Here is a 16,518-nt window from a genome sequence, read left to right as displayed (position 1 = left end):
CAAGGGCTGCTTTTATAACATCCCGTTACCGGACGGTGCAAACGATTACAGTTCGCACCATCAGTAGTGATCTGGCTATGCTCCAGGCATAGCGGGGCCTGGCGGGAAATCGGGCGAAGGTCTGTAAAAATTCACAAACCGCCCAAAGCGCAAAGCCAGGCGGGATGCGGCTTGCAGTCGAGTGCGGGCGTTTTTGGCCCATCCGCGCTTGATTCCCGACAGCCCGCCGATCAGCCTCTGCGCCGTTCGCGCACCTTGACGACCGAGGTATCCAGTTCCAGATGCCTGAGCACTTCAATCGCCACCTGGTCACGGTCGTTATCCACGCAAATCATGTGGTAGCTGTTTTCGACGATGATCATTTGCGCATGATCGGCACCAATTTCCTTGACCAGAAATTCCGCTGAACGCGGGCTGGTCAGCTCGTCTTCTCGTGCGTGGATCACCAGGGTCGGGCAAGTAATTGCGCTCAAACCCTGCACCACCCAGCTACGCAAGCGGTCTACCTGCCGGATGCACGCCAGCGGCACCCACGCGTAATGAAAGTTGTCGCCACGCTCAAACTTGGCTTTCACAATGGCGCGCACCAGATCGTTCTTGATGCCGAACGGGTCTTCTTCTACCACCTTCATCTTGCGGGCCAGCGAGGGCAGCTTGTAGACCAGGTAGCGCAAGCCGCGATACCACGGCGTGGACCAGCCATCCAGAAACACCGGCGGTGCCAGTGCGATCAATTTGCCTTTGGTATGCCCTACCCGCTTGACCACCTCTACGGCGATCAACGAGCCCAGACACATGCCCATGACGTGCAGCGTTTCGTACTGCGCGGCCAGTTCGTGATATTGCGCTTCAACGGCGGCCAGCCAGTCTTCGGCGACGACATCCAGCAGGTCTTCCGGTTGCGTGCCGTGACCCGGCAAAGTCAGCGTGTGCGTATCCACCCCTGCTTTTTTGAGAATCTTGTGCAGGGAACCCAGGTCGTATTGCGTACCGCCAAGCCCATGAACCAGCAGTACGCCGACGCGATTGGCGACGGCAGTTTCTTCCATCGCTTAGAACTCGTCGCCGGAAACAGAATCGTCCAGCCGTAACAAGCCACTGATGCGATAAACGCTGTCGTCAAAATCAACCACCGGCGCGCCGATATCCTGCAACTGCACGTATTCGCCGTCGCCCGCCAGAAAGCGGAATGTCTGAGTGCGGGCGGTGATATCGCCAGCCTGTCGCTGACCCGCGTAAGCGATCACGCGGTCTCGATCGTCTGGATGTACGCGCTCAAAAAATTCTGCCAGGTTGGCCAGTTCGGCCGCTTGCAAGGCCAACAGCCGGGAGAGATCACCAGCCCACACAATCTGGTGATTAGCTGGATCGACTTCGTACATAAGTTGGCAAGTACCCAGCAGCATGCCTTCTGAACGCACTTTCCATGCCACAGCATCGCGCAAAGCCTGTTCGCGGCTGGCGTTGAGCACCGACATCAGCAGCCCCAGCAGCGCAGCGACGGCCAGATACAACTGAACTTCCAGCAAGGCATTGCCGAACAGCTCATGACTGCGTGCGAACGGACCTTCGCCATTTGCCGTGTTGACGCAGGCAATCGCCCCCAACACCAGCAAGGCGGCGGTGGTGCCGCGTTGTTGCCAGGCCACGGCCACCAGCACCATAAACACCAGCGGCAGGTAAGACAGCTCAAAGGAGGTGGAATGCAGAATCAACTGAGCGGTGGAGCCGTCAAACGCCAATTCGGCGCTCAGCACCAGCCCGATAAACCAGATCAAGCCCTGTGCTCCATGTCCACGACCATTGGAACGCCGCGGTTGAAATCCTGCCCACGCCAACACCAGCGGCGCCCCGATCAAGGCGCCAACGGCGCGCGAAACAGTAAGCACTTCCACACTGATGCCTACTGGTATGTTGCCCAGGAGCTGCAAACCGGCCCATCCCAGCACTGATCCGCCAATACTGCCCGCAGCCACCAGCAGCACAAACCACAGCAAGCCGCGTGGATCGGTCAGACTTTCCTTGCCACGCGTGCAGACGCGCCACAACGCCGCAGTCGCCCCCTCGGTAAGCAGATTCACCACGACAAACAACGCCGAAACCGCCAGTGGGCGATGCATCAGCAGACCTGCGGCCAGATGCACAATCGCCGCGATCACGCCCCAGGCCAGCCATTGCGAACGCGGCGCCAGAATCAGCGTACCCAGCAAAATGCCGCCAGCTGGCCAGATAAGCGTGGAGTGGGTGACCGGGTCACGCACTGTCATGCTGAACAACGCCAGCGCGCCGAAGACCAGCACAAACAGGATCATTTTGGACAGCGGGGGAAATCGCATGGGCAGCACCTGTTAATGTCGACCACGCGTCACAGACGCTGGTCGGTTTTGTTGGCGGTGATATGAATTCGATATGAATTTTAGCGGGGAGAATCCCCAATCAACGAGTGCCATTATGCCAAGGCCAACCATGCCAAATGAATATGCTGAAGTTTTATTTGGCAAGGCATTGTCACGCTGCATTGGCAGAACCATTCAATGGCCAAGCGCCAGCATGAGCGCTCAAGAACCGGTGTGCTTGAACCAGACCCACACCGCAATTAACGCCGGTGCGCCGAACACCAGCAAGAACATGGGCAACTCATCGCGGACCGAATATCCGGCGCGGCTCACACCGAACCACATGTTCCCCAAGGCGATGATCAACCACAGGCCAATAAATACCTGCACCGCCAGTGGCACCGAACTGCCTGGCCAGCGCCCCAGCAACAACGTCACTGCGAGCAAAATCAGGCCAGAGGCAATGACAATAACCGTATGCATGCAACTGCCCCCACTTCCCGGATGAACCCAAGACCTGCGCGGCGTCAGGCCAATTCTTCGGCAAATAACTGCTGAACGCGCAGCCAGGTGTTATCGCGAGCCTCTTCATCAAAGGTATCGCGCAACTCGCAAAAGTAGCCATGCGGCTTGCCCGGATAAACCACCACCTCATGGCGCACATTTGCCGCAGCCAGCTGCCGCGCCAGTTCTGTGCGATGTTCGGGCGGAATGGCATGATCCAGTTCGCCTACAAAGTAGATGATCTTCCCATTGTGGCGGGCAATGCCCGGTGCCAGCGTAACGGCCAGATCCGGCTGGTTCAGCGCGATATCCGGGTTATGTAACCACCCGCCATATACGCACGCGCAGGCAGCGATATCAAACTGCGTGGCGGCCAGGAAAGCGATGTAACCACCCATGCTGAAACCAATGAATCCGGTCTTCTCGCTCACATCGGGCTGGGTATGCAGATAGCCCAAGACAGCACGGACATCGGCCAACACATTGGGGCGAGTCATGGCATGCAATTGCTTGAAGCCCCGGTCGCGGCCTTCATCGCCAAACGGCAACGAATCATTGGGCAAGGTGCGGTGATAAAAATTGGGCGCAATCGCCACGTAACCCAGGCGCGCAACACGGGCGGTGACATCACGGATATGCTCGTTCACGCCAAATAACTCCATGCCGACGATCACCGCCGGATAGCGACCCGGTGCTGTGGGGCGGGCTATCCAGCAATCAATTTCAGACTGGTCTTCGGCTACGGCAATGGCGAGGGCTTGCTGTGCAATTTCATGGGACATGACCATGCTCCAGATAAATAACCAGGAATCATCAGGATCAAACGAACTGGCCAAGCTTTGGGCTCAGGCGCACAAATGAGATACCGGGCAAGGCAGTGGGTTTGAATCGAGGTAATGCCGCCAGGCGAAACCGGCTGGGGCTTGGGGGCGACAAATCATCATAGTTGGCGATGGCCGTAAAAAAAGCGCCGGGCGGCGCTTTGCACAAACGGGGAACAGTCCGCCGGTTCAGACCGGCCGCTCCACCACCATCAATCCTGCCCGCAAACCGTTCTTCACCTTGGGATTGGGGAAAACAATGCGCTCTTCATCGTGACTGACCACGTAACGCTCGTCCCGATCAATGGCGATGACGGTGCCGCGTGGGTAAGCCGTGAAGTTGGCCATGGTATCGCCCACCGCCAGCACAAACGCGTCGCTTTGTTTGTTCAACTGGCCGACTACATCAAAGATTCTGGGTTGCGTAGCGCTTTGCGCTGGTGCCTCACTCGTCAACATGCGGCGCAAACCGGCATCCACCGCAGCAAAGCGCGTCAGATCGTTCTGGCCGAAGGGCATGACTTTGCCCAGTTCCAGCGTGGCGGCCAGCGCGTTGTGTTCGCTGCTGGAAAAATACGTAAAGGTATTAGAGCGCTCACGATGATTGAGTACTGCAGAGATATCCAGCGCGCCCAGCCAGGCAAACACCTCCGGCCCGTAGCCAGCCTCGCGCTGCGGCAGCAAGGCAAAGCGCTCGAACACCGACGGGCGAATCGCGGTATGCAGATCGAGATGCCAGCGGGCGCCAACTGCATTGGCAAAGAACGCGGCCACGGCGGCTTCCAAAGCTGCTGCACGCGGGGACTCGGCACTACCCGGCAAGTTGCGATGCGCGCCGCAAAACAGCCGGTTCAGATCATCATCCAGATAGCGTTTGCCCGCGCTCATCGCCGGAGCATTGCCCAGCAAAACCAACAACCGACAGGCCAGCGGCAAACGCCCCGCCGCGATATCGGCGACCAGATCACGTAGAATCTCGATGGGGGCGGTTTCGTCACCGTGCACACCTGCCGACAGCACAATGTGAGTATCGATCGCACGTGGCGGGATGATTTCCAGCATCCCCTGCCCCAACCAGCGCCAGCGCATGCCACCAGGCGTGGTGCCGCTGGGCGCTACCGGTGGCTGGTTGCGCAAGGTAAATGCGAGGAAATCATCAAGCATTGGAAATCTGCCGGTAGGGTTTGCATGCGAATGCATGCGAACGCGTTCTGGTTCGGAGGAAATGGTGCGCACAAGTGCGCACCCTACGGTTAATTGACCAACTGGAAGTCATAAACCGAACCCAGCGCGAGGATGCGGGTGAGTTCATCCAGCGCGGTGCGGCATTCGTCCAGCAGGCTTGGGTCGGCCAGGTCGGCGTCGACCAGCCGATCCCGGTAGTGGCGTTCAATCCAGCTATCGAGCTGCGCAAACCTGGCGTCGTTGATCCACACTTGCGGGTTCACGGCGGCTTGTTCGGCATCAGACAACACTACGCGCAAGCGCAGGCAAGCCGGGCCGCCGCCGTTGCGCATGCTTTCACGCAGATCGAACACCAGCACTTCGTCAATCGGGCCACGAGAGGCGGTCAGTTGATCCAGGTAAGCCGAAACACGCGGGTTATCGCGACATTCTTGCGGCACCACCAACACGGTTTTGCCGTCGGCGCGGGTCAGCAACTGGCTGTTAAACAGGTAAGACGAAACAGCGTCTTCCACCGGCACCGCCGCAACGGGAACTTCCACCACGCGCAGTTGCGCGCCGCGGGCGGCCAGCTTGGCACGAATTTCTTCGTACACCGCTGGCTGGTTCAGAAACGCGTTCTGATGGCAGAACAGCAGATCACGATTACCCACAGCGATCACGTCGTTATGGAACACACCCGCGTCGATCACGTCTGGATGTTGCTGGGCAAACACGGTGGCGTTCTCGCCCAAGCCATGCAAGCGGGCAATGGCTGCACTGGCTTCCAAAGTTTGCCGCGCCGGGTAGCGTTGCGGAGCCACGCCGCCACCGAACTCGCTACGGCCATACACAAAGAATTCCACGCCGGCTTCGCCATAATCAGAGCAAAAACGGGTGTGATTGGCCGCGCCTTCGTCACCCATGGCCGGAGCGCCAATCAGCGGCTCATGAAAAGCAAAATGGCTATCGCCCGCAAATACCGCCCGCAGCACGCGGCCAGTGGTCGGGGCCTCAATGGCACGATGCAGCTTGCTGGATAAAGATGCTGGCGTGAAATGCACGCGGCCATCTGGCGTATCTGCGGACGGGCTAACCGTGGCGGCATTGGCCACCCACATGGATGAAGCCGAGCTGGCGGCAGCCAGAATCGCCGGAGCTTCTTTGGCAGCGCGCATAATCATTTCATGGTCAGTACCGGTGAAACCCTGAGCGCGCAGAAACCTGGCCGACGGTCGTTCTTGCGGCGGCAACACGCCTTGCAAAAAGCCCAGATCGGCCAGCGCCTTCATCTTGCGCAAGCCCTGCCTGGCCGCTGCCCGCGGATTGGCCACGCTGGCGGCATTGTTCTGCGACGCAACGTTGCCAAACGACAAACCGGAATAGTTGTGAGTCAGGCCGACCAGACCATCAAAATTGGCTTCTCGCGCACTCATGCTTGACCTCCCTGTTCAACCCCGAAGTCCAGGCCAGGCGACAACGCTGCTGGCAGCGACAAGGTTTCAGATTCAACCGACGCCATCGGGTACGCGCTGTAATCAGCGGCGTAGTAAGCGCTGGGGCGATGATTGCCAGAGCGGCCCACACCCCCAAACGGCGCGGCGGACGATGCGCCGTTGGTTGGGCGATTCCAGTTCACCACGCCTGCGCGAATGCCAAAGGTAAACGCTTCCCACAAGGCCGGGTCATCGGCCAGCAAACCGGCGGACAAGCCATAAGCGGTGTTGTTGGCACCGGCAATGGCGGCATCAAAATCATCGTAGCGGATCAGTTGTGCCAGCGGGCCAAAGTATTCTTCATCCGGCGCGTTTTTGACGGCGGAGATATCCAGAATGCCTGGCGTAACAAAACCCAGCGCGGCATCAGGTTGCGTCATCTTCAACAAGCATTTGGCGCCTTGCTCGATCAAATGATCGTGCGCTTGCACCAGCTTGGCGGCAGCGATGCGCGAGATCACCGGTCCCATAAACGGTTGCTCGGCATCGTCAAATTTGCCCATGCGAATCTTGCTGGCCACTTCAACAAAGCGGGCGATAAAGCGGTCCCCAAACGGCGTGTTTGGGACAAAAATCCGGCGCGAGCAGGTGCAACGCTGGCCTGCCGACAAAAACGCCGACTGGATAGTGTGATGCACGGCGGCGTCCAGATTGGCGGTTTCAGCTACCACCAGCGGGTTGTTGCCGCCCATTTCCAGCGCCAGCACAATCTCTGGCCGACCGCCAAACTGCTTGTGCAGCAAGTTGCCGGTGGCTGAACTGCCGGTGAAGAACAAACCATCAATCCCCGGATGCCCTGCCAGCGCTTCGCCGGTACTGCGCTCGCCCTGCACCAGATTGAGCACGCCTGCTGGCAAACCGGCCTCCTCCCACAATTGCACCGTGTGTTGCGCGACTTGCGGAGCCAGTTCGGATGGCTTGAATACCACCGCGTTACCGGCGATCAGTGCCGGAACGATATGGCCGTTAGGCAAGTGGCCCGGAAAGTTATACGGGCCAAATACCGCCACCACACCGTGCGGGCGATGGCGCAACACGGCGGTGCCGTCAGCCATGCTGGCGCGTTTTTCGCCAGTGCGTTCAGCGTGCGCCTGGATCGAGATTTCAACCTTGGCCGCCATGGCGCCCACTTCGGTGCGCGCTTCCCACAAGGGTTTGCCGGTTTCCAGACCAATACTGCGAGCCAGCGCTTCTTTGTTCTGATTCAAGAGTTCTGCAAAGCGGCGCACGATGGCGATGCGAGCTGCCAGCGGCTGGCGCGCCCAGCCAGCAAAGGCTTTGCGTGCGGCGATGACAGCGGTATCGACATCCGCCGCCGCCGCAGCGTTGCCCTGCCACACGGTCTGGCCGGTGGCGGGGTCGATGGAGGCAAACGACGCACCGCCGCCGGTGACCCACTGGTTATCAATAAACAGTCCGTTCCCGTTGCTAGCCATCGTTACTTCCTCTCTTTCGGATAAAGCGGCAGCACGCCCAGCGTGGCCCCGCCAGTGATATTGAGTGCTTGAGCTTCTTGCACAGTGAGGCGCAGCGTGTCGCCTTGCGGCAAACGCGGCAGCAACACCACGCGAAAATCGTTGATTGCCGTGTTGGAGACCAGCAACTTGGCGCCTTCGCTGCTCGCTGCGTCATCGATCAGCGCGGTCACGAGAGTGCGTTCGCGCACGGCGCGCAGAGTGTCGATATGCGCTTCCAGTACCGGACCCGCGTCAAAAATATCGACGTGATTTTCAAAGCGCATGCCTTCGGCTTCCAGCAAGGCACGCGCTGGCAGCGTGTCTTTGTGGGTTTTACCGATGGATTCCTGCACGTCTGGCGGCAGCAAATCCACGTAAACCGGCGAGCGTGGCATCAGCTCGGCCAGGAAGGATTTCTTGCCGTGCGAGCTCAGATAATCCGCATCGTCAAAGCCGATCTGATAAAAGTGCGAGCCGACGTCGCGCCAGAATGGCGACTCACCCGCTTCGTTAAAATGGCCGCGCATTTCGGCACAGATGCGTTCCGGAAAACGCTCCGGAAACTGCGCCAGAAACATGAAGCGGGATTTGGACAACAGCGCGCCGTTGCCATTCACACGCGATGCCGGTTCCAGGAACAGCGAGCACAACTCGGCGTAGCCGGTCAGGTCATGCGCCATATACAGCAGACTCATTTTGGTCCACACATCCAGCTCGCGGCTGGCGTGTACCACCGTGCCGACGCGGTAGTTGTAGAACGGCTGGGTCAGCCCGACCGCGACTTCCAGTCCGCAAACGCCCACCACGCGCTGGGTTTCGGTGTCTTGCATCACAAACAGATAACCCTGCTCGGCCAGCGGCGCTGTGCCGTCCACCGTGCGGCGGGTACGCTCGATGCGCGCGGTCAAAGCCGGGATATCAGGCTTGAAACTGGTCATGCCCTCGCCGGTCTGGCTGGCCAGGGTAAACAATGCGTCCAGATCGCCTGGTTGTACGCTACGCACGACGATCATCGACGACCTCCTTCCAGTTCCAGCGGCACACAGCAAAACTCGTCGCCATTGGCCAGTTCCAGCCGGTCGGCAATTTCATCGGTCAGTTCAACTTGTTCGGCCAGATCAGACGGCAGCGACACGACGGCGCAGCGGAACTCGTCGCCCAGCGTGTTGGCCACCAGCCAATGCTCGCCGGTGGCGACCGGCTCGGCACTGCGTTTGACGATGTGGCGCTGGCTCTGGCGCACGGATTCACACATATCCACGTTGGCGGTCAGCACCGGACCAGCGTCGAAAATATCGACAAAGCCATCGGGCTCGAAGCCTTCTTCCACATGGATGGAATACGGCAGCACGGCATTGGGATGCGGCTCGCCCAGCGCCCGTTGCGCCGCAGGCGGCAGCAGCGGTACATAGAGCGGATAGTTGGGCATGATCTCGGCGATAAAAGTGCGGCTGCGGCCTCCGGAGGCCAGTTCTACCTCGGCAAAATCACGCTGGAAGAACTTGCGGCCTACCGCCTCCCAGAACGGCGAATCGCCGTTTTCATCGCTCACCCCCAGCAAAACGGTAAAGATTTCTGGTGCAAAGCGTTCACGGTGCTGGGCAATAAACAGCAAGCGCGCCCGCGACAGCAAACGCGCGGCCAGATTGGTGGTAAGCGGTGGATCGATGTAATAACCGGTAAGACGGCTCTTACCAGTGAGCTGGTGCGAGATGGTCAGCGCATGCACTTTGCGGTTGACCTTAAGCTCACGCGAGGCGTGAATCAGCGCATCGTTGCGAAAGGCGTAGAACGGCTCACTGTAACCGGCGGAGGCCACGATACTGGCAGTGCCGTGCAGCTCGCCCGTGGCAGAGTCTTCCAGCACGAACAGATAAAACTCTTCGCCCGGTGTTTCAACATCGGCGCGAAACGAATCCTGCGACAGCGCAATGCGCGCTTCCAGTGCTGCGCGATCAGGCGGCAGCGAATGCAGCAGCGGCCTTGCCGCGCGTGCCATTGCCTCGATCTGGTCGAGATCAGAAAGCCTGCCAGGTCTTACCAGAAGCATGATGCCATCCGTTCAGTGATCGGCCAGCGCCGCACCCGGCACCAACCTGGTTGTTCTTTGATCTGGCCTGTCGCCGCTCGCCTGACGATACGACCCATGCGACAGGACCCATTTTAGGACGCAGGCGCTGAGTGATCTTGCCTGTTCACGACGCAAACTTTCGCAAATTTCGGGGGAAATTTATTCGCCCGCACAACCCTTCCATTTCGTCATTCCCGGTCATGGAATCAGCTACCCCCGAGGGGCACGCTTCATCCGGGTTACGGTTGCAGTAGTGCTTTACGCGGCGCTCTGCCCACCTTCAGGCATGGCATCACGGTTCAGATAATTGCGGCGATCCTCTCGTGGCGTAACGCCAAAGAAGTCGCGGTAAACGTTGGAAAAATGCGCGGCGGAGGTAAAGCCGCAGGCCAAGCCAATCTGCAGTACGGATTTGCTGGAACGCTGCAATTGCGTGCGCGCCTTGGTCAGCCGCAAACCCAGATAATATTTGGATGGCATGGCATCCAGATGCTGGCGAAAAATCCGCTCCAGCTGCCGCCGCGATACGCCGACCAGTTGGGCAATATCGTCGGTAGTGAGCGGTTCTTCGATGTTGGATTCCATCAGATGCAGTGCATCGTTCAGCTTCGGGTGGCGCTCGCCCGGGCCGGTGACGTAGGGAATGCGTTGCCGGTCTACCGTAGTGCGTGGCGGGCCGCCGATGAGATGCTCGGAAATGCGCTCGGCCAGATCAGCACCGTAATCCTGGCCAATCAGCGCCAGCATGGCATCCACCACCGCCAGACCACCGGCGCAGGTGACGCGGTTACGGTCGATCTCGAAGACGTTCTGTGTAGGAATAACGCGCTCAAACTGTTCAGCAAACGCGGTAAAGACTTCCCAATTGATACTGGTGCGGTAGCCATCCAGCAAACCGCTCAACGCCAGCCACCACACGCCTTGCTGCACGCCAATCACCCGCCGCGCATTGCGCGCCACGCACGCCAGCGTGCTGACAAACAAAGGGTGGCCACCAAAAGCGCGGAATTCATCGCTCAACACCAGCACCGTGTCGCATTGCACGGTGGTGGTTAGTCCGCCATCGACTGGCAGATCGATACCGCTGCTGGTACGCAGCGGGCGATCATCTGCGCCGAAGATTTGCCACTGGTACAACAAGCGCCCTTCTTGCTCGTTGGCCAGCCGCAGGCAATCAATGACACCGCCCAGCGCCAGTATGGAGCACGGTGCCAGCACCACCAGCGCGATCCGAATCGTGGCAAGAGGGGTTGCGATGGCGGCGGGCGCGGTAGATTGCGGCATCAGGCAGCCAGTTGAGCTGGATTGCGGTTTATTTCAGGCTGCCAGACAAAAACTGGCGCAAACGCTCGCTCTTGGGTGCGCCAAACACCTGATCGGGCGAACCGGCTTCTTCAGTGCGGCCTTGATGCAAGAACATGACATGGTTGGAAATATTGCGGGCAAAGCCCATCTCGTGCGTGACCACGATCATGGTGCGGCCTTCTTCGGCCAGCTTTTGCATCACCTTGAGCACTTCGCCAACCAGTTCCGGATCAAGCGCGGAGGTCGGCTCATCAAACAATAAGACGTCTGGCTTCATCGCCAGCGCGCGGGCAATGGCCACGCGCTGTTGTTGGCCGCCCGACATATGCGCCGGGTATTTGCCTTCCACTTGCGGGGCCAGGCCGACTTTTTCCAGATAGTGTTTGGCGCGCTCTTCTGCTTCGGCTCGCGTCAGCTTGAGCACGTGCATCGGTGCTTCAATGATGTTTTCCATCACCGTCAGATGCGACCAGAGGTTGAAGTTCTGGAACACCATGGCCAGCTTGGTGCGTACCTTTTGCAATTGCTTGGGATCGGCCACTCTGAGCGCGCCGTTTTTGTCCGCCACGGTACAGACCTCGTTACCGCCGACAAAAATCTTGCCGGCGTTGGGTTGTTCCAGGAAGTTAATACAGCGCAGAAAGGTGCTTTTGCCCGAGCCGCTGGAACCGATAATGCTGATCACATCGCCCGCATTTGCTTCAAGCGAAACACCCTTCAGTACTTCGTGATCGCCGTAGCTTTTATGGATGTCCTGAACACTCAAGGTACTCATGCCTGATGCTCCAGCAGATAGGGTCTGGCCGCCAACGGTGGCGACAGTCTGGTTAAGGTCGGGTTTAGTCAGGATAGATGTATTCATGGTTATCGCCCCGCTGGTGCCTGGAATGCCAGCCAGCGTCGCTCAGCGAGGCGGAAGGCGTAAACCAGAGCAAAAGACACAATCAGATAAAGCACCGCGGCCAGGCCAAACGCTTCAAACGAGCGATAGGTGGCCGCATTGGCATCGCGCGCCACCTTGAGCAGATCCGGCACGGTGGCGGCAAAGGCGACGCTGGTGGCGTGCAGCATCAGAATCACTTCGTTGCTGTACATCGGCAGCGCCCGGCGCAAAGCCGACGGAATGATGATGCGGCGATACAGCGTGAACCAGGACATCCCGTAGGCCCGCGCCGCCTCAACCTCGCCGTATGGCGTATTGCGAATCGCCCCAACAAAAATCTCGGTGGTGTACGCACAGGTGTTCAGCGCAAACGCCAGCACCGCACAGTTGAACCCGTTGCGGAAAAACATGTTCAGCACTTCGGTTTGCTGCACAAAAGACAAACCGTAAATGCCGGAATAGATCAGCAACAACTGCACATACAGCGGCGTGCCGCGAAACACATAGCTGTAAACGCGCACCGGAATCGACAGCCACGGGTTAGACGACACTCGCGCGATGGCGAGGAAAATCGCCATGACAAAGCCGATCGCCAGCGACAGCACCAGCAGCCACAACGTCATCGCCAGACCAGACAAATGCCCGCCATCGGTATACAGATAAGCTTGCCAGTAGGTTTGCAGGATATCGATCACAATTGCGCTCCCCGCACGCCAACGGCATAGCGTTTGTTCAGTTTGTTCAGGACCAGATTGGAGAGCGAAGTCAGCACCAGATAGATCACCGCCAGCCAGATCATGAAATAGAACATGTTGAAAGTGCCTTTACCGGCATCCGTGGCCGCTTTGACGATATCGGACAAACCGATGATCGACACCAGCGCGGTGGCTTTCAAAATAACCTGCCAGTTGTTGGCCAGGCCTGGCAGCGCAAACCGCATCATCTGCGGAAACAACACCCGCCGAAACACTTGCCCACCAGTCATGCCAAACGCCGCACCCGCTTCGAGCTGGCCGCGCGGCACCGAGATAAACGCACCGCGAAAGGTCTCAGTGAAATACGCGCCGTAGATAAAGCCAATAGTCAGCACCCCGGCAACAAACGGATCGATATCGATTTGATCCCAGTGCAAGGCGTCGGTGACGTGGTTCAGGCCAATCTGGATGCTGTAGAAAATCAGCAGCATCAGCACCAGATCCGGTACGCCACGAATCAACGTGGTGTATGCGGTCGCAATGGCCCGCAAGCCGGTTGCGCTCGATAATTTGGCCGACGCGCCAGCCAGGCCAATGACGACCGAGACCAGCAACGACAGCAGCGCCAGCTGTATGGTTTGCCATACGCCAATCGCCAATACCCCACCATATCCGTAAAACATCAAACGTCTCCATGGGTGGAAAATACGCTCCCTGAGGGAGTCGAATCAGCCGCTGGCCTGGCCAGTGACCGTTTTTGCAGTATCCGTTCGCTACACCCGCCAGCTTGCTTTGCGAATGTGACCACGATGTTCAACGCGTGTTCGTTACCGCTCAAACCGCTGCGGACTATAGGGCCGAGGATCGGTCAGCGGCGTTTCGCCCGTCATCATTTGCGCCAGCAAGCGCCCGGTCACCGGCCCCAGCGTCAAACCATGATGGTTGTGACCAAAGGCAAACCATAATCCGGCATGCTGGCTGGCCGCGCCCAGTACTGGCCGCATATCCGGCGTACACGGCCGAAAACCCAGCCACGGCTGTGCGTCAGTGCGGGCGCCAAACTCAAACACCTCACGCGCTTTGCGCTCGGATTGATCCAGTTGCGCCGGGCTCGGTGGCGCTTCACGCGCAGCCAGTTCCACTCCGGTGGTAATACGCAAGCCGCCAAGCATGGGCGTCAGTACGTAACCTTCTTCCAGATCCACCACCGGAATCGTCAAAGTGACCGGACCGGTAGCGGCGTAATGCATGTGATAACCACGCTTGGCCAGCAAGGGAATGCGGTAACCCAGCGGTTTGAATACCTGGTCAGACCACGGCCCCAGCGCCAGCACTACTTCTTTGGCGGTGACCGGGCCATTGTCAGTCTGCACGATCCAGCCATCTGCCGTTTGCTGCAGGCTTTGAGCGTCGCCGCGTAACACCTGGCCGCCTTCGCGGGCAAACAGCGCGGCATAACCTTGCGTTAACGCGCCCGGATCGCTCACGCTTGTCGGGTCTTGCCAGTGAAACGCACCGACAAAGCCTTCACCAATGGCTGGTTCCAGCGCCTGCAATTGCGAGGCATCCAGCACCGCCATTTTTAAACCATGTTCTGTGGCCAGACGCTGAGCGTTGGCCGTTTCGCGTGCAAACAGATTGGCCGAGCGATACGCCTCGAGCCAGCCTTGTTCACGCACCAGATGTTGCACACCGGCGCGAGCGATCAGCGCTTGGTGTTCGGCCACACTGGCGTTAATCAACGGCAGCATGTCAGCAGCGGCTTGCGCCAGGCGTTTGGGCGTAGATTCAGCCCGGTAACGCGCCAGCCAGGGCAGCATCGCTGGCAATGCTTTCAGGTGATAGCGTAATTCAGTCGAGGTATTGCGAGCATAGCGCAGCACCGTCGCCATATCTTGCGGAAAACCATAAGGCACGACGGCAGAGCGTTCGATCAGCCCGGCGTTGCCATGACTGGTTTCTTCACCCGGCCCGCGCCGGTCTACCAGTGCTACCGAGCGGCCGCGATCTTGCAGGTGAATCGCCGTACAGACGCCCACAATGCCGGCGCCAAGGACGATGACATCTACTTTCATGGCTGAACCCGAAAGGCAGTTGCGTCAGAAATGGCAACTGCAGGTTTGATCGGCCCACCGCGCAGGCTTGCGCTTGATCGTGATGGTAGCCAATCAGGGCGGTAGATCGGGGTGACGACACGCGCCATCAGCCCCGGTCCCGATTACTTGGCGATGATGTCGCGCTTGAAATATTTCAGCGACAACTTGCTCAAGCTACCGTCTTTCTTGAGCGAATCAATGGCGGCTTGCACTTTGTCGTGCGTAGCCTTGTCGCCTTTACGCACGGCCAGGCCAGTGCCTTCACCCAGCGTGACCGGATCGGTCAGCGGTGCACCAGCAAAGGCGTAATCCTTGCCAGCTGGCTTGCTCAGGAAGCTGTCCTGCGCGGTTTGCGATTCTTGCACGGCAGCGTCAACGCGGCCAGACAGCAAGTCGCTCCAGATTTGATCCTGAGCCTGGTAAGACTGGACCTTCACGCCTGCGGTCGCCCAATGCGCCTTGACGAAATCTTCTTGCGAAGTGCCTTGCGCCACGCCAATGGTCTTGCCCTTCAGGCTGGCCACGGTGGGTTGCAGGCCGGAGCCGTTCTTGGCAACCATTTGGATAGGCACAACGTAAACCGGTGCGCTGAAATCAATCGCTTGCTTGCGCTTGGCGGTGATGTTCATGGCGGAATTGATCACATCGAACTTGCGGGCGTTGAGCGCCGGAATCAAACCGTCAAATGCGTTCTCAACGAACACACACTTGACCTTCATGCGTTCGCAAATCATGTTGCTGACGTCGATATCAAAGCCTTCCAGCTTGCCCTCTGGGGACTTGCTTTCAAACGGGGGGTAGGATGCTTCCAGACCGATACGCAAGGTATCCTGGGCGTGAGCGATACCCGTCAGACCTACCAGCGCAGTCGCGCCAACGCAAAAAGCCATTTTCCAGTTCATGTTTTCCTCCAGACCACAAATTAAAAGCGTACGGCACACAACGCGACTGACTCTGCATGAGCCAGCTTGCACTGTATAACCGCACACGATGCCGGGACAGGGCGATTCTGACAATTCGGACTTCCACTACCTCTGGCGCCGTTTATCGCGCTCAAGGTGCGGGAAAATTACCCTTGCCAGCAGTAAGCCACCCCCGGTTCTTTGCAAGACCGTACCTGTCGCTGATTAAGCGGCTTTTATCGTTTCCGATTTACGCCGCGTCACCGCAGACTATTTTTATTTGGATTTTGTTAACTGCGTTTTGACTGCTTTCTTGTATTCACACAAATTCGCCGTGCCACTTGCTACGCATACAAGCAGATGAACACCGCCGGGCAAGCCTGACGAAACCATGCGCAAACAGGGTTGATTCGATTCCAGGAATACTGCCAGTAGCCGCCGACCGCGATCTTGCGCGTTCACGACGAAAACTATCGCAACTGAACCATTCATGACCGGTGGCGCCGGAAACTTTCTGCAGCAATGCAACGGCCATTTTTGTTGCACCGCAAGAAAACTCCATGGCATGCAGACCACAATGAACCATTGATTTTCCTGGTTTTTTTCAACAAAAAACTAAACCGGTAAGCCAGAAAATTTCACATATGCTGAAAGCGTAGCCAGCGCTTTCTTGCAGCATGAATTTGCCCGGTAGCGGCATTGTGAAATTGATAATTTTTGTCCACAATGGATATAAATTCCAAATCACGATACCGAACGTGCTGGTGCGAGGCAAAGCAAAACACCCG

General features: G+C 58.4%; 15 protein-coding genes. All 15 read right to left on the bottom strand.

Features of this window, described 5'->3' with window-relative positions; translation table 11 throughout:
• Positions 1-230: 230 nt before the first annotated feature.
• The 15 genes from N7220_RS15700 to N7220_RS15630 all read right to left on the bottom strand — a co-directional run bounded on the left by N7220_RS15700 (position 231) and on the right by N7220_RS15630 (position 15,730).
• The gene (locus N7220_RS15700) at positions 231-1,049 is read right to left on the bottom strand and encodes an alpha/beta hydrolase (protein WP_283148458.1); all 819 of its coding nucleotides are present in this window, start codon (positions 1,047-1,049) and stop codon (positions 231-233) included.
• A 3-nt stretch (positions 1,050-1,052) separates the two neighbouring features.
• Complete coding sequence (locus tag N7220_RS15695; RefSeq protein WP_283148457.1) at positions 1,053-2,336, bottom strand: MASE1 domain-containing protein; 1,284 nt, start codon at positions 2,334-2,336, stop codon at positions 1,053-1,055.
• A 222-nt stretch (positions 2,337-2,558) separates the two neighbouring features.
• On the bottom strand, positions 2,559-2,819 hold the full coding sequence (locus N7220_RS15690; protein WP_283148456.1) for a hypothetical protein: 261 nt from the start codon (positions 2,817-2,819) through the stop codon (positions 2,559-2,561).
• 44 nt (positions 2,820-2,863) lie between these two features.
• Positions 2,864-3,622, bottom strand: coding sequence for a dienelactone hydrolase family protein (locus N7220_RS15685; RefSeq protein ID WP_283148455.1), 759 nt, complete (start codon positions 3,620-3,622; stop codon positions 2,864-2,866).
• A gap of 228 nt (positions 3,623-3,850) precedes the next feature.
• Positions 3,851-4,825: a succinylglutamate desuccinylase gene (gene astE / locus N7220_RS15680; protein ID WP_283148454.1), complete on the bottom strand. Its 975-nt coding sequence runs from the start codon at positions 4,823-4,825 to the stop codon at positions 3,851-3,853.
• An 89-nt stretch (positions 4,826-4,914) separates the two neighbouring features.
• The gene (gene astB, locus N7220_RS15675; protein WP_283148453.1) at positions 4,915-6,261 is read right to left on the bottom strand and encodes an N-succinylarginine dihydrolase; all 1,347 of its coding nucleotides are present in this window, start codon (positions 6,259-6,261) and stop codon (positions 4,915-4,917) included.
• Entirely contained in the window at positions 6,258-7,757 is a 1,500-nt protein-coding gene (gene astD / locus N7220_RS15670) for a succinylglutamate-semialdehyde dehydrogenase (RefSeq protein ID WP_283148452.1), read from the bottom strand. Before astD ends, astB begins: the two co-directional genes overlap by 4 nt.
• A gap of 2 nt (positions 7,758-7,759) precedes the next feature.
• Complete coding sequence (astA, locus tag N7220_RS15665) at positions 7,760-8,791, bottom strand: arginine N-succinyltransferase (protein WP_283148451.1); 1,032 nt, start codon at positions 8,789-8,791, stop codon at positions 7,760-7,762.
• Positions 8,788-9,828, bottom strand: coding sequence for an arginine/ornithine succinyltransferase subunit alpha (gene aruF, locus N7220_RS15660; protein WP_283148450.1), 1,041 nt, complete (start codon positions 9,826-9,828; stop codon positions 8,788-8,790). The genes astA and aruF overlap by 4 nt, the downstream gene beginning before the upstream one ends.
• Before the next feature lie 279 nt (positions 9,829-10,107).
• Complete coding sequence (locus tag N7220_RS15655) at positions 10,108-11,133, bottom strand: GlxA family transcriptional regulator (RefSeq protein ID WP_283148449.1); 1,026 nt, start codon at positions 11,131-11,133, stop codon at positions 10,108-10,110.
• Positions 11,134-11,161: 28 nt separating this feature from the next.
• The gene (locus tag N7220_RS15650) at positions 11,162-11,929 is read right to left on the bottom strand and encodes an ABC transporter ATP-binding protein (RefSeq protein WP_283148448.1); all 768 of its coding nucleotides are present in this window, start codon (positions 11,927-11,929) and stop codon (positions 11,162-11,164) included.
• 89 nt (positions 11,930-12,018) lie between these two features.
• Positions 12,019-12,732 carry an ABC transporter permease gene (locus N7220_RS15645; protein WP_283148447.1) on the bottom strand — a complete coding sequence of 238 codons (714 nt, stop codon included), beginning with the start codon at positions 12,730-12,732 and terminating at the stop codon, positions 12,019-12,021.
• Positions 12,729-13,415 (bottom strand): ABC transporter permease, encoded by a 687-nt coding sequence (locus N7220_RS15640; RefSeq protein ID WP_308446557.1) that lies wholly within the window; start codon positions 13,413-13,415, stop codon positions 12,729-12,731. The genes N7220_RS15645 and N7220_RS15640 overlap by 4 nt, the downstream gene beginning before the upstream one ends.
• A gap of 144 nt (positions 13,416-13,559) precedes the next feature.
• Positions 13,560-14,807, bottom strand: coding sequence for an NAD(P)/FAD-dependent oxidoreductase (locus N7220_RS15635; RefSeq protein ID WP_283148445.1), 1,248 nt, complete (start codon positions 14,805-14,807; stop codon positions 13,560-13,562).
• Positions 14,808-14,950: 143 nt separating this feature from the next.
• Positions 14,951-15,730 (bottom strand): ABC transporter substrate-binding protein, encoded by a 780-nt coding sequence (locus tag N7220_RS15630; protein WP_283148444.1) that lies wholly within the window; start codon positions 15,728-15,730, stop codon positions 14,951-14,953.
• Positions 15,731-16,518: the final 788 nt, after the last annotated feature.

The sequence above is a fragment of the Silvimonas soli genome (assembly GCF_030035605.1).
Taxonomy (GTDB): domain Bacteria; phylum Pseudomonadota; class Gammaproteobacteria; order Burkholderiales; family Chitinibacteraceae; genus Silvimonas; species Silvimonas soli.
The sequence above is the reverse complement of the archived record's forward strand: the minus strand, read 5'-3'. Positions and strand labels throughout refer to the sequence as shown.